Source organism: Klebsiella sp. ME-303, assembly GCF_007910085.1.
Classification (GTDB): Bacteria; Pseudomonadota; Gammaproteobacteria; order Enterobacterales; family Enterobacteriaceae; genus Klebsiella; species Klebsiella michiganensis.
Window position 1 is genome coordinate 51,491 of record NZ_VOJB01000079.1, and the last position, 12,703, is coordinate 64,193.

Consider the following 12,703-nt stretch of genomic DNA (forward strand, 5'->3'; position numbering starts at 1 on the left):
AGGAGGTCATGATGCTGCAAATCTCGCATCTTTCCGCCGATTACGGCGGTAAACCGGCGCTGGCGGATATCAACCTGACGCTGGACAGCGGCGAACTGCTGGTGGTCCTGGGGCCCTCCGGCTGCGGTAAAACCACGCTGCTGAACCTGATTGCCGGATTCGTGCCTTATCAGCACGGCAGCATCACCCTTGAAGGCCAGCGGGTTGAAGGGCCGGGCGCCGATCGCGGCGTGGTGTTTCAGCACGAAGGGCTGCTGCCGTGGCGCAACGTGCAGGATAACGTCGCGCTCGGGCTGCAGCTGGCCGGGGTCGACAAAACGCAGCGCCGGGCAACCGCCGCGCAGATGCTAAAAAAAGTGGGCCTCGAAGGGGCGGAAAAGCGCTTTATCTGGCAGCTCTCCGGCGGCCAGCGTCAGCGGGTAGGCATTGCCCGCGCGCTGGCGGCCAACCCGCAGCTGCTGCTGCTTGATGAACCGTTTGGCGCGCTGGATGCCTTTACCCGCGAGCAGATGCAAACCCTGTTGCTCAGCCTGTGGCACGAGACCGGTAAGAAGGTGCTGCTGATTACCCACGATATCGAAGAGGCGGTGTTTATGGCCACCGAACTGGTACTACTCTCGCCGGGGCCGGGCCGCGTGCTCGAACGGCTGCCGCTCGATTTTGGCCGCCGCTTCGTCGCCGGTGAATCCTGCCGCAGCATTAAATCGGACCCGCGGTTTATCGAACAGCGCGAATACGTCCTCAGCCGGGTATTTGAACAACGGGAGGCTTTCTCATGAGCGTGGTCATCAATGACAAACCGCGTCAGCGGGGGCTGAAGTGGCGCTGGCCGCTCTCGCGTCAGCTCAGCCTGAGCGTGGCGACCCTGGCGGTACTGCTGGCTATCTGGTGGGCCGTTGCCGCCCTGCAGCTGATTAGTCCGCTGTTTCTGCCGCCGCCGGGACAGGTATTGCAGAAACTTATCGCTATTGCCGGTCCGCAGGGTTTTATGGACGCCACCCTCTGGCAGCACCTGGCGGCGAGCCTGACGCGTATCGTTATCGCGCTGCTGGCGGCGGTACTGCTCGGCGTGCCGGTGGGGATCGCCATGGGGCTGAGCCCCACGGTACGCGGGATCCTCGACCCGCTGATCGAGCTTTATCGCCCGGTGCCCCCGCTGGCCTATTTACCGCTGATGGTGATCTGGTTCGGCATCGGCGAGACCTCGAAGATCCTGCTGATCTACCTGGCGATATTCGCACCGGTGGCGATGTCGGCGCTGGCGGGGGTTAAGAGCGCCCAGCAGGTGCGCATTCGCGCCGCGCAATCTTTAGGGGCCAGCCGGGCGCAGGTGCTGTGGCTGGTGATCCTGCCCGGCGCGCTGCCGGAGATCCTCACCGGCCTGCGCATTGGGCTCGGCGTGGGCTGGTCGACGCTGGTGGCCGCGGAGCTGATTGCCGCCACCCGCGGGTTAGGTTTTATGGTGCAGTCCGCCGGTGAGTTCCTCGCCACCGACGTGGTGCTGGCCGGGATCGCGGTGATTGCCATCATCGCCTTTTTACTGGAACTGGGGCTGCGCGCGCTGCAGCGTCGCCTGACGCCCTGGCATGGAGAAGTACAATGAGCGAACGTTTAAGCATTACCCCGCTGGGGCCGTATATTGGCGCGCAGGTATCCGGGGTCGACATCACCCGCCCGCTGAGCGACAACCAGTTTGAGCAGCTGTATCACGCGGTGCTGCGTCACCAGGTGGTGTTCCTGCGCGAGCAAAACATCACTCCCGAGCAGCAGCGGGATCTCGCCCTGCGCTTTGGCGACCTGCATGTTCATCCGGTCTATCCGCACGCGCCCGGCGTGGATGAGATTATCGTGCTCGATACCCACGACGATAACCCGCCGGATAACGACAACTGGCACACCGATGTCACCTTTATAGAGACGCCGCCCGCCGGGGCGATCCTCGCGGCAAAAGAGCTGCCGTCAACCGGCGGCGACACCCTGTGGACCAGCGGCATTGCGGCCTATGAGGCGCTCTCCGCGCCTTTGCGCCAGCTGTTAAGCGGCCTGCGCGCGGAGCATGATTTTCGCAAATCGTTTCAGGAGTACAAATACCGCAAAAGCGAAGAGGAGCATCAGCGCTGGCTGGAGGCGGTCGCGAAAAATCCGCCGCTGCTGCATCCGGTGGTGCGCACCCATCCGGTGACCGGGAAGCAGGCGCTGTTTGTCAATGAGGGCTTTACCACCCGCATCGTTGACGTCACGGAGAAAGAGAGCGAGGCGCTGCTCGGCTTCCTGTTTGCTCACGTTACTAAACCGGACTTCCAGGTGCGCTGGCGCTGGCAGCCGAACGACGTGGCCATTTGGGATAACCGCGTCACCCAGCACTACGCCAACGCCGATTACCTGCCGCAGCGGCGCATTATGCACCGGGCGACGATTCTCGGGGATAAACCCTATTATCGGGCGGGGTAATGCTTGTAGCCCGGCCGCGCGCCGTGGAGAACATCGGGAAGCGGTATTGCACGCTGCTTCCCGGAGGCGGCGCTTAACGCGCCTTGTACGGGCTACCGGTCCGCAGAAAGCGGTAAACCCGTAGCCCGGCTAAGGCGCAATGCGCCGCAAGCCGGGAAAAGGCTTTTATGCCGATTTTTGCGCGTCCAGATGTACCCCAATATAGCGCTGATAGCGGTTCGCCTTCAGGTAGGTCAAGTCCACCAGCACCAGACCATCCACGCAGTTGTTGAAATCCGGGTCGCTGCCGAAATCGATAAACTGCACGCCGCCCGGCTCGCAAACTTCCGAGTACTGCTTATACAGCGGCGGGATCGCGCAGCCGAGGTTGCCGAGCAGGGACTTCAGCCGCGCCAGATCGTCGTTGTAATCTTCTCCGCCAAACTGCGCCAGCACATCGGGCAGCGAGGCCGGATAAGGGCGGCGCGACTCCGCCAGCGGATGCGTCGCCGGGAACCACAGTCGATAGAACGCGACCAGCAGATCGCGCGCCGACGGCGGCAGCCCGCCGGAAATCGACACCGGGCCGAACAGATAGCGATAGTGCGGATAGCGCGCCAGATACGCGCCGATGCCGGACCACAGGTAGTCCAGTCCGCGGCGGCCCCAGTAGCGCGGCTGGATAAAGCTGCGCCCCAGCTCAATTCCGTGCTGCAGAATATCGTCCATGCGCGCGTCGTAATGGAACAGGCTGTAGCTGTAGACGCCGTTCAGGCCGCGCTTTTCCAGCTGCATCGCGGTCGGCATAAAGCGGTAAGCGCCGACGATTTCCAGGTCTTCTTCATCCCACAGAATCAGATGCAGATAGTCGTCGTCGTAACCGTCAACGTCGCGACGTTTGCCGCTGCCTTCGCCCACCGCGCGGAAGGCGATTTCCCGCAGGCGGCCCAGTTCGCGCAGCACCGGCGCATCTTCCTGGCCGCGGCGCTGCCAGAGATAAATCACTTTGCCATCCGCCGTGCGCCCCAGCGTTTCCGCCCGGCCCAGTTCGCGCTTGAGCAGGGCGCGGTCTTCGGGTCGGGCGATAGCGCTTTCGCTTTTAAATACGCCGGGCTGCCCTTTTGCCAGCAGCTCCAGGTGGCGATAGCAGCGTTCGGTCAGCTCGCGAACAGAGCGCTGAGGATCGAACCAGCTTGACCAGGCAATCTGTTGGCCGAAATTAACCGGCAGGCTGCCGTTGCGGCGGCGAAACATTTGCTGCATCAGCAGCAGCAGCGGCAGGCTATCGGAAATCAGCGTGCTGGCGTAAAACAGCGCGCTGTTGCGCGCGCGGATCCACGCCGGCAGCAGCGGGGCGCGGTATTTCGCCGCCAGCTTAATAAATCCGGAGTGCCATTTTTTATCGCGAATACCGCGCCGGGTGAGGCGTGAAACTTCACCCGCCGGGAAGAAAATCAGCACGCCGCCGTTTTGCAGCTGCTGGTCCATCTGCTGCAGCGCCGCTTTGGCGGTTCGGCCGTTGATATTATCGACCGGAATAAACAGCGAGCTCAGCGGTTCAAGGTGGGTCAGCATGCGGTTGGTGACCACTTTGACGTCGCGGCGCACGCGGGACACCGCGTAGAGCAGGGCCAGGCCGTCAAGCGTACCGGTGGGGTGGTTGGCGATAATGACCAGCGGGCCATGTTCGGGGATTTGTTCGAGATCGTGCGCCGGGATAGCGCAGCGGATATTAAGATGTTCGAGCACCTGTTCGACCGTATCCAGTCCTTTCAGGTGATGATGACGCGCGGCAAACTGCTGAAACTCTTCCTCATGCAGGAGCTTTTTCAGCACCTTTTTCTGCCAGAGCGCTGGCTTTGCCTGAGGCCACAGGTCATCGATGACATTGTCGAGACTAAACATAGCGGCACCTCCTCCGTCCTGCCCAGACAGTAGAAGGCGCAGATGTCGCTCAGATTACAGTTGAGTGAAGATTTGGGATATTTCCCCGGGTTGCGGCTGGCGCCTTACCCGGGCTACCGGAGCAGATCGTAGCCCCGGTAAGCGTAGCGCGACCGGGGGTTTACTGGCGTTCGCCGCACAAAAAATCGTGAATTTCGCCACCCCAATTATCGGGATATAACCCGCGCCGTACATCCCGGTGAAAGGCTGAAAAAGGCCAATCACAAACCTGTCGTACCCAACCGTGTTTTACAGGATTAATGTAGGTGTAATCGATATGCCGGCGGTAGTCATCTTCATCGCGGATTACATGTTCCCAGAAACGCGGTTGCCAGACATTTTCTTGTTTTAATGCTTTGCTAAAGCAACCTTTTATGTCCCGCCATCTGGCGGAGAAATCGCTATCGTCTCCGGGTAATGTCCAGATGCAATGAAGATGTTCAGGAAGGATAACCCATGCATCAATGTAAAAGGGTTTTCGCCGTTTGATGGTGAGGATGGCGTGACGTAAAGTACCGATGTGCTCGGTCAGAAGTCTGCTTTTTCGGTTTCGCAAATTAACTGTAAAAAACCAGGTTCCACCCTTCAGGTAATAACGACGGTAGGCCCACCATGCAGCGCTCCTTTGCAAAAGATAGTGTCTTAAGCGGCAGGGTAGAGTCGGGGTAACAGTCTGGCAAGAATCCAAAGATAATGGTGGAAAGAGTCTCGCAACTTTTTGCAGCAGAGGAATTCCCCGGGTTGCGGCTGATGCCTTACCCGGGCTACCGGAGCAGGTTTGTAGCCCCGGTAAGCGTAGCGCGACCGGGGAACGGTAATAGCCGAATTAACGCAGGATTTTCTTTTCGGCGAGATCGAGGGCGAAGTAGCTGAAGATCAGATCCGCGCCGGCGCGCTTGATTGCGCCGAGGCTTTCCAGCACCACTTTCTCTTCATCGATAGCGCCGGCCTGGGCGGCGAACTTAATCATCGCGTATTCACCGCTCACCTGGTACGCGCCGAGCGGCAGGTTGGTGCGCTCGCGCAGATCGCGCAGGATATCGAGATAGGGACCGGCCGGTTTGACCATCAGGCAGTCGGCGCCCTGGGCTTCGTCCAGCAGCGATTCGCGAATCGCTTCGCGGCGGTTCATCGGGCTCATCTGATAGGTTTTACGATCGCCTTTCAGCGCGGTACCCGCGGCTTCGCGGAACGGACCATAGAACGATGAAGCGAACTTGGTGGAGTAGGACATAATCGCCGTATCGGTAAATCCGGCGGCGTCCAGCGCCTGGCGAATGGCCTGCACCTGGCCGTCCATCGCGGCGGACGGGGCGATAAAATCCGCGCCTGCGGCAGCGGCGACCACCGCCTGCTTACCGAGGTTGCTAAGGGTTAAATCGTTATCGACACCGTGGTCGCACAGCACGCCGCAGTGGCCGTGGGAGGTGTATTCGCAGAAACAGGTGTCGGACATTACGATCATCTCCGGCACCGCCTCTTTACAGATGCGGGACATGCGCGCTACCAGGCCGTTTTCGTTCCAGGTATCGCTGCCAACGGCATCGGTATGATGGGAAATGCCGAAGGTCATCACCGAACGGATACCGGCGTTGGCAATGCGCTCGATTTCGCGCGCCAGGTGTCTTTCCGGAATACGCATCACGCCGGGCATCGCTTCGATGGCTTTGTAATCGTCGATTTCTTCTTCAACAAAGATCGGCAACACCAGGTCGTTCAAACTCAGTGTTGTCTCTTCAAACATGGCACGTAGCGAAGCGGACTTGCGCAGTCGGCGCGGGCGAGTGATTAAATCTGTCATGGTTTGCCTGATTTTGTGAAATGAAAAAAGCGAGTTTACCTCAATTGGCGGCGGGATGTTTCGCCAAAACGATCCTTATCTATCGTCGGCAAAACATCCCAACAGGTTACTGGCTGGCGGTCTCAATCCCGGGGCGGTCGCCGCTTAATTCGCTGACCAGCTCGTTGACGCCATCGCTCATGTTGTTGAAACGCGTCAATGAAGAGCGGGTGACCACCACAAAGGCGCCGACGTTAGCCTGCGGGTTCATCGCCATGTAGGTGATAAAACCGCCGCCGCCGCCGGTCTTCTGAATAATGCCCGGCTGGCCGTTTTTCGGCTTCATGTAGACCCAGCCGAGACCCAGCGCATCGGCTTTGCCCGGCACGTCCATCCCGATCACCCTCGTCAGCTGGCTGCGTTGATAAATGAGCGTCTGCATCCGGTCCGCCTGCTGCCCGCGGGTGAAGAAATCGGAAGAGAGGAACTGCTGCATCCAGCGCATCATATCGCCAGGCGTGGAGTAAACGCCGCCGCTGCCGATGGCCGCCAGCGTATTGTTGCACGGGCTGGCCCCTTTCTCCGGGATCATCAGGCGCCGGCACTGATCGGGCGAAGGCGTAAAGGTGGTGTCTTTCATCCCCAGCGGACGGGTAATCTGCTCTTCAAACAGCTGCGGCCAGGGCTTGCCCGCGGCGGTAGAGAGCGCATCGGCCAGTAAATCGAACGCCAGATTGGAATAGGAGGCCTGCGAACCCGGAGCGGCTTTTAACGTTGCCGTGGAGAGCCAGTTCCAGCGCTGCTGGCGCGTCGGCCAGACGAACACCGGACGATGCGCCGCGCCGCCGGGCTGCTCGCGCGGCAGGGCGCTGGTATGGGTCGCCAGATTCACCAGCGTAATGGGCGCTCCCTGATATGTCGGCACGCGCGCGCCCGGCGGGGCGTATTTGCTCAGCGGATCGTTGAGCTTCACCACGCCCTGGTCGAGAAGTTTGACCAGCATTTCGCTGGTCATCAGCTTGCTCAGGGAGGCGATGCGAATCACCGAATCGAGCTGCGGGTGCTCATTATTGCCCGGGCGCGTCTCGCCGAAGCTGCGGAATACGCGCTGGTTACCATCGATAACCACCAGCGCCATGCCGATCGCGCCGCTGCCGTAGTAGATATGGTTAGCGTAACGGTCGACAACATCCGCAGCGAATTCCGGGTCGACGCTCGGCTGCGCGGCCTGGGCCGATGTCAACGACGCCGCGCACAGCGCAGCAAAAATGAGCAGACTACGTTTCAACGGGGGCATCCATCATGGTGAAGAAAAATATAGAGCGTATTTATACTACGAAGCGCCGCCGAGCAAAGCGCTAATAACGCCATTCTGTGCGGAAAAACGTAACCTGGCGTAAAAAATCCTTTTTTTGCTTTCGGATAGCGGCTTTCGCCTGCGGGCGCGTATGATATTCGTTTTGGCTAAACATGGGTGGCAAGAGACGATGGCGGCGAAACGGGTAGTGATGGTAGTGGATATGCAAAACGGCGTTTTCGCGACGCCGCGTATTGAGCGCGAGCGCTGCGCGGCGCAAATTAACCGCCTGATAAACGTCGCGGATACCGTTATCTTCATTCAGCACTGCGAAGAGGGCGGTCTGGAAGAGGGGAGCGAAGGTTTTGCTTTGCTGCCTGAACTGCACCAGCCGGCAGGCGCGTTGTTCGTCACCAAGACCGCCTGCGACGCCTTTTACCGCACCCGCCTGGAAGAGGTGCTGCGCGAACATCACATCACGCAGTTTGTGATTTGCGGCTGCGCCACCGACTACTGCGTAGATACCACCATCAAAAACGGCGCCAGCCGGGGCTATGCGATTACCGTCGCTGAAGATGCCCATACCACAGCCAACCGCCCGGCGGCGCAGGCCGTCACGCTGATCGCCCACTACAACGAGGTGTGGCGTACGCTGACCGTTCCGGGCAATCCTTTACAGGTGACATCGACAGAAACAATTCTGAACGGATGGTCGGCGAACTAAGCTGCTGATATCCGGTCTCATCATCCGCCCACTTTGCTTCGCTGCGACGGCTTTGCGGCGGGCGTCTTTGTGGTACACAGCACAGCAAAACGAAAAAGAAGTTAGCAGGAGAGCATGATGTTTAAATCCTTTTTCCCCAAACCGGGGCCGTTTTTTATTTCTGCCTTTATGTGGTCGCTGCTGGCGGTGATCTTTTGGCAGGCGGGCGGCGGCGACTGGCTGCTGCGGGTCACCGGCGCATCTCAGGATGTGGCGATTAGCGCGGCGCGCTTTTGGTCGCTCAATTACCTGGTGTTCTACGCGTTCTACGTATTCTGCGTGGGCGTTTTCGCCCTCTTTTGGTTTATTTACAGCCCCCACCGCTGGCAGTACTGGTCGATCCTCGGCACCTCGCTGATTATTTTCGTCACCTGGTTTCTGGTCGAGGTCGGGGTGGCGATCAACGCTTGGTACGCCCCGTTCTACGATCTTATTCAGGCCGCGCTGGCGACGCCGCATAAGGTCAGCATTAACCAGTTTTATCAGGAGATTGGCATCTTTCTCGGCATCGCGCTTATCGCGGTGGTCATCGGGGTGATGAACAACTTCTTCGTCAGCCACTACGTTTTCCGCTGGCGTACCGCCATGAACGAACACTATATGGCGCACTGGCAGCATCTGCGCCATATCGAAGGCGCGGCGCAGCGTGTGCAGGAAGATACCATGCGCTTTGCTTCCACCCTGGAGAGCATGGGCGTCAGCTTCCTTAACGCGGTGATGACCCTTATCGCCTTCCTGCCGGTGCTGGTGACGCTCTCCGCGCACGTCCCGGATTTACCGATTGTCGGCCACCTGCCCTACGGCCTGGTGATTGCCGCCATTGTCTGGTCGTTAATGGGTACCGGCCTGCTGGCGGTGGTGGGGATCAAGCTGCCCGGCCTGGAGTTCAAAAACCAGCGCGTTGAGGCAGCCTATCGTAAAGAGCTGGTGTACGGCGAAGATGACGCCAACCGCGCGACGCCGCCGACGGTGCGTGAGCTGTTTGGCGCCGTGCGCCGCAACTATTTCCGCCTCTATTTCCACTACATGTATTTCAATATCGCCCGTATTCTGTATCTGCAGGTGGATAACGTTTTCGGTTTGTTCCTGCTGTTTCCGTCGATTGTTGCCGGTACGATTACGCTGGGCCTGATGACCCAGATCACCAACGTCTTTGGCCAGGTCCGCGGTTCGTTCCAGTATCTGATTAGCTCATGGACTACACTGGTTGAGCTGATGTCTATCTACAAACGTCTGCGCAGCTTCGAGCGCGAGCTGGATGGCAAAGAGCTGCAGACCGTGACGCAAACATTAAGTTGATCAACGCAAGGATGAACCATGCCGGGAGCGCAATCCAGAATCACTTCTCTCACCCTGACGCTACTGGCAGGGATTGTCCTCACCGCCTGCTCCAGCAAGCCGGAGCCGGAGCTGAAAAAGGGCGAAAAGGCGATTGATGTTGCCGCGGTGGTGCGGCAGAAAATGCCCGCCAGCGTGAAAGATCGCGAGGCCTGGGCGCAGGCCATCGCCAAAACCTTTGCCAGCCAGAAGCTGGCGCCGACGGAAGAGAACGTCTGTTCGGTGCTGGCGGTGGCGCAGCAGGAGTCCAACTATCAGGCCGACCCGGCGGTGCCGGGGCTGAATAAAATCGCCTGGCAGGAGATTGACCGCCGGGCGGAGAAAATGCATATCCCGGTTTTTCTGGTGCATACCGCGCTGAAAATCAAATCGCCCAACGGCAAAAGCTATAGCGAACGCCTCGATAGCGTGAAAACCGAAAAGCAGCTGAGCGCGATTTTCGATGATTTTATCGGCATGGTGCCGATGGGGCAGAAGCTGTTCGGCTCGCTGAACCCGGTGCATACCGGCGGCCCGATGCAGGTCAGCATCGCCTTCGCCGAGCAGCATACCGACGGCTACCCGTGGAAAATCGACGGTACCGTACGCCAGGAGGTGTTCAGCCTGCGCGGCGGTCTGTGGTTCGGCACCTATCATCTGTTGAACTATCCGGCGAACTACAGCGTACCGCTGTACCGTTTTGCCGATTTCAACGCCGGATGGTACGCCAGCCGCAACGCCGCCTTCCAGAACGCCGTCGCAAAAGCGACGGGCGTGAAGCTGGCGCTGGATGGCGATTTGATTCGTTACGATAGCGACGAGGCCGGAACCACCGAACTGGCGGTGCGCCGGTTATCCTCACAGCTGGCAATGAGCGATGATGATATCCATCGTCAGTTAAAGAAGGGCGATACCCTGGCGTTTGAAGAGAGCGATCTCTATAAGCAGGTGTTTCGCATTGCCGATAAGAAAGCCGGCAAAACGCTCCCGCGGGAGGTGCTGCCGGGCATTCAGCTTGAGAGCCCGAAAATCACCCGTAACCTGACGACCGCCTGGTTTGCCAAACGCGTTGACGACCGGCGGGCCAGCTGTATGGCGCGCCGTTAGCGGCGGCTGCGCCAGCGGAATATCAGCCCAGGAATACCAATGAGCACGCAGCCCGCCAGGAAGGGAATCAGGCCGAACAGGGTACCGACCACCAGGCTAATCTCGACCCGCGGGCGGCTGCTGTCCTGCATTTGAATCAGATGCTCAAAAACGCCGGGCGCGTGGATCAGCATACTCAGCATTTGCGCACCGGCCCAGAAGCAAAACAGCACAAACAGAGCGTAAGCGATGTTGCTGCCGGTGAGAGAGCCCCTCTTTTTGCCGCCGTTGACGGTCTTTGCAAAGGTGAACTCTGCCATCTTGACCTCCGTACTTCACTTTCTTGCCGTTTTTTCCACGGCGACGTAGAGGGTAATTCTGGCAACGAAGGGGGGATTTCAGTATCAGATTGCTGGTAATTTCCGCCCAGGAATATTCCTGATTTCATCGGGTTGTGAGTTTGCTACAAATTTGTGAAATTTAGACCGATATCGCAATGTGCGACAATTCTCAACGCCGCTACAGACCCGCGGTGGCGGCTATGCGAAGATGCTTTTTTTGTTGTCGGAGTGGTTATGAAACTCACGGAAAAAATCCGCCGCGATTGGCACTACTACGCGGTAGCGCTGGGGTTAATTTTTATTATGAATGGCGTGGTCGGGCTGCTCGGGTATGAAACCGAAGGCTGGCGTTCTTACGCGGTTGGGCTGGTGACGTGGGTCATTAGCTTCTGGATTGCCGGGTTTATTATTCGCCGCCGCCCGGCAGAGGAAGCGTGAACCGGAGGTGGTGAACCCGTAGCCCGGCTAAGCGCAGCGCGAGCCGGGAAGATGCCGGGCTGATACATCAACCCCGGCGCACTCCCCGGGTCGCGGCGTAAACGCTTACTCGGGCTACCGCCGGCAGACGGCGGTGAACCCGTTACCGGGCTTAATTCATCGATGTTTTCAGCGCCCGATCGGCGGCGTGACGCTCAAGCGCCAGCTCAATCAGGCGGCTAATCAGGCTGGTATAGTCCAGACCGCTGGCCTGCCATAGCTTCGGATACATGCTGATGTTGGTGAAGCCCGGCAGCGTATTGATTTCGTTAATCACCACGTCGTTATCGGCGGTCAGGAACACATCGACCCGCGCCATCCCGCTGCAGCCGAGGGTCTGATAGGCGCGAACGGCGATATCGCGAATTTTATCGTTTACATCGCTGTCGATGGCCGCCGGAACCACCACCTTCGCGCCCTGATCGTCAATGTACTTGGTGTCATAGGCGTAGAATTCGCTGTTGAGGACGATTTCACCGCAGGTGCTGGCCTGAGGATTATCGTTGCCCAATACCGCGCACTCGATCTCACGCCCTTTAATCCCCTGTTCAACCACCACTTTATGGTCAAATTCGAAGGCCAGGGCCACGGCCTGCTGATACTGCTCTTCGCTGTTGACCTTGCTGACGCCCACCGAGGAGCCCTGGTTCGCCGGTTTGACGAACAGCGGCAGGCCCAGCTTCGCCTGCACCTCGGCAAAGCTCACCTGATGACGGTTGGCGCGGGTCAGGGTAATAAAAGGCGCAATCGACAGCCCGGCATCGCGCAGCAGACGCTTGGTCACGTCTTTGTCCATGCAGGCGGCGGAGCCGAGGACGTCGGAGCCGACGAAGGGCAGGTTAGCCATCCGCAGCATACCCTGCAGAGAACCATCTTCCCCAAGGGTGCCGTGAACAATCGGGAAAATGACGTCGATGGCCGCCAGCGGCTGGCCGCTATCAGCGTTAATCAGCTGCTGCGCTTCGCGTCCGGGAATTTGCGCCAGGGTAATATCGGATGGGCGCAGGGCAATATGGGCGGGGTCCTGCGGATTGAGCAGATAGTTGCTGGCGTCGTTGATATGCCACTGCCCCTGCTTATCAATCCCCAGCAAAACGACGTCGAAGCGCGTTTTGTCGATGGCTTCCACGATATTTTTCGCTGACTGTAGCGATACTTCATGTTCTGCCGACTTACCGCCGAAAACGATCCCAACCCTCATCTTAGCCATTTCAACTTCCATCATGATTACATCAAAGGGCATAACATAGCATGTGAAACGGCCGCCT

The 12,703-nt window shown here is 59.1% G+C and carries 13 protein-coding genes; 7 read left to right on the forward strand and 6 right to left on the reverse strand.

What is annotated here, in order from left to right; genetic code table 11:
• Nucleotides 1-11: 11 nt before the first annotated feature.
• The 3 genes from tauB to tauD are packed head-to-tail and all read left to right on the forward strand — an operon-like array spanning nucleotide 12 to nucleotide 2,451.
• Entirely contained in the window at nucleotides 12-779 is a 768-nt protein-coding gene (tauB, locus tag FQK12_RS15370) for a taurine ABC transporter ATP-binding subunit (RefSeq protein ID WP_004848135.1), read from the forward strand.
• Nucleotides 776-1,603: a taurine ABC transporter permease TauC gene (tauC, locus tag FQK12_RS15375; RefSeq protein ID WP_004848136.1), complete on the forward strand. Its 828-nt coding sequence runs from the start codon at nucleotides 776-778 to the stop codon at nucleotides 1,601-1,603. Before tauB ends, tauC begins: the two co-directional genes overlap by 4 nt.
• Nucleotides 1,600-2,451: a taurine dioxygenase gene (gene tauD / locus FQK12_RS15380; RefSeq protein ID WP_014228126.1), complete on the forward strand. Its 852-nt coding sequence runs from the start codon at nucleotides 1,600-1,602 to the stop codon at nucleotides 2,449-2,451. The genes tauC and tauD overlap by 4 nt, the downstream gene beginning before the upstream one ends.
• Nucleotides 2,452-2,616: 165 nt before the next feature.
• Here tauD and FQK12_RS15385 read toward each other — a convergent pair whose 3' ends face one another.
• From FQK12_RS15385 to ampH, 4 genes are all read right to left on the reverse strand, one after another.
• The gene (locus FQK12_RS15385; RefSeq protein ID WP_014228127.1) at nucleotides 2,617-4,335 is read right to left on the reverse strand and encodes a lysophospholipid acyltransferase family protein; all 1,719 of its coding nucleotides are present in this window, start codon (nucleotides 4,333-4,335) and stop codon (nucleotides 2,617-2,619) included.
• 160 nt (nucleotides 4,336-4,495) lie between these two features.
• Nucleotides 4,496-5,005, reverse strand: a complete 510-nt coding sequence (locus FQK12_RS15390) for an REP-associated tyrosine transposase (protein WP_014228128.1) — start codon at nucleotides 5,003-5,005, stop codon at nucleotides 4,496-4,498.
• Between the two features lie 195 nt (nucleotides 5,006-5,200).
• Nucleotides 5,201-6,175, reverse strand: coding sequence for a porphobilinogen synthase (hemB, locus tag FQK12_RS15395; protein WP_014228129.1), 975 nt, complete (start codon nucleotides 6,173-6,175; stop codon nucleotides 5,201-5,203).
• Nucleotides 6,176-6,281: 106 nt separating this feature from the next.
• Nucleotides 6,282-7,442 (reverse strand): D-alanyl-D-alanine-carboxypeptidase/endopeptidase AmpH, encoded by a 1,161-nt coding sequence (gene ampH, locus FQK12_RS15400; RefSeq protein WP_014228130.1) that lies wholly within the window; start codon nucleotides 7,440-7,442, stop codon nucleotides 6,282-6,284.
• A 220-nt stretch (nucleotides 7,443-7,662) separates the two neighbouring features.
• Between ampH and FQK12_RS15405 the strand changes: the two genes are divergently transcribed.
• From FQK12_RS15405 to FQK12_RS15415, 3 genes are all read left to right on the forward strand, one after another.
• The gene (locus FQK12_RS15405; RefSeq protein ID WP_162097188.1) at nucleotides 7,663-8,175 is read left to right on the forward strand and encodes a cysteine hydrolase family protein; all 513 of its coding nucleotides are present in this window, start codon (nucleotides 7,663-7,665) and stop codon (nucleotides 8,173-8,175) included.
• A 117-nt stretch (nucleotides 8,176-8,292) separates the two neighbouring features.
• Entirely contained in the window at nucleotides 8,293-9,513 is a 1,221-nt protein-coding gene (gene sbmA / locus FQK12_RS15410; RefSeq protein WP_014228132.1) for a peptide antibiotic transporter SbmA, read from the forward strand.
• Between the two features lie 18 nt (nucleotides 9,514-9,531).
• Nucleotides 9,532-10,638, forward strand: a complete 1,107-nt coding sequence (locus FQK12_RS15415; RefSeq protein WP_014228133.1) for a DUF1615 domain-containing protein — start codon at nucleotides 9,532-9,534, stop codon at nucleotides 10,636-10,638.
• Here FQK12_RS15415 and FQK12_RS15420 read toward each other — a convergent pair.
• Entirely contained in the window at nucleotides 10,635-10,937 is a 303-nt protein-coding gene (locus tag FQK12_RS15420) for a DUF2755 family protein (RefSeq protein ID WP_009653569.1), read from the reverse strand. The two genes, FQK12_RS15415 and FQK12_RS15420, sit on opposite strands and share 4 nt — an antisense overlap.
• 255 nt (nucleotides 10,938-11,192) lie before the next feature.
• Here FQK12_RS15420 and FQK12_RS15425 point away from each other — a divergent pair, with 255 nt between their 5' ends.
• Nucleotides 11,193-11,396: a DUF2754 family protein gene (locus tag FQK12_RS15425; RefSeq protein ID WP_004132489.1), complete on the forward strand. Its 204-nt coding sequence runs from the start codon at nucleotides 11,193-11,195 to the stop codon at nucleotides 11,394-11,396.
• A gap of 151 nt (nucleotides 11,397-11,547) precedes the next feature.
• Here FQK12_RS15425 and ddlA read toward each other — a convergent pair whose 3' ends face one another.
• Nucleotides 11,548-12,645: a D-alanine--D-alanine ligase gene (gene ddlA, locus FQK12_RS15430; RefSeq protein WP_014228134.1), complete on the reverse strand. Its 1,098-nt coding sequence runs from the start codon at nucleotides 12,643-12,645 to the stop codon at nucleotides 11,548-11,550.
• Between the last annotated feature and the right edge of the window lie 58 nt (nucleotides 12,646-12,703).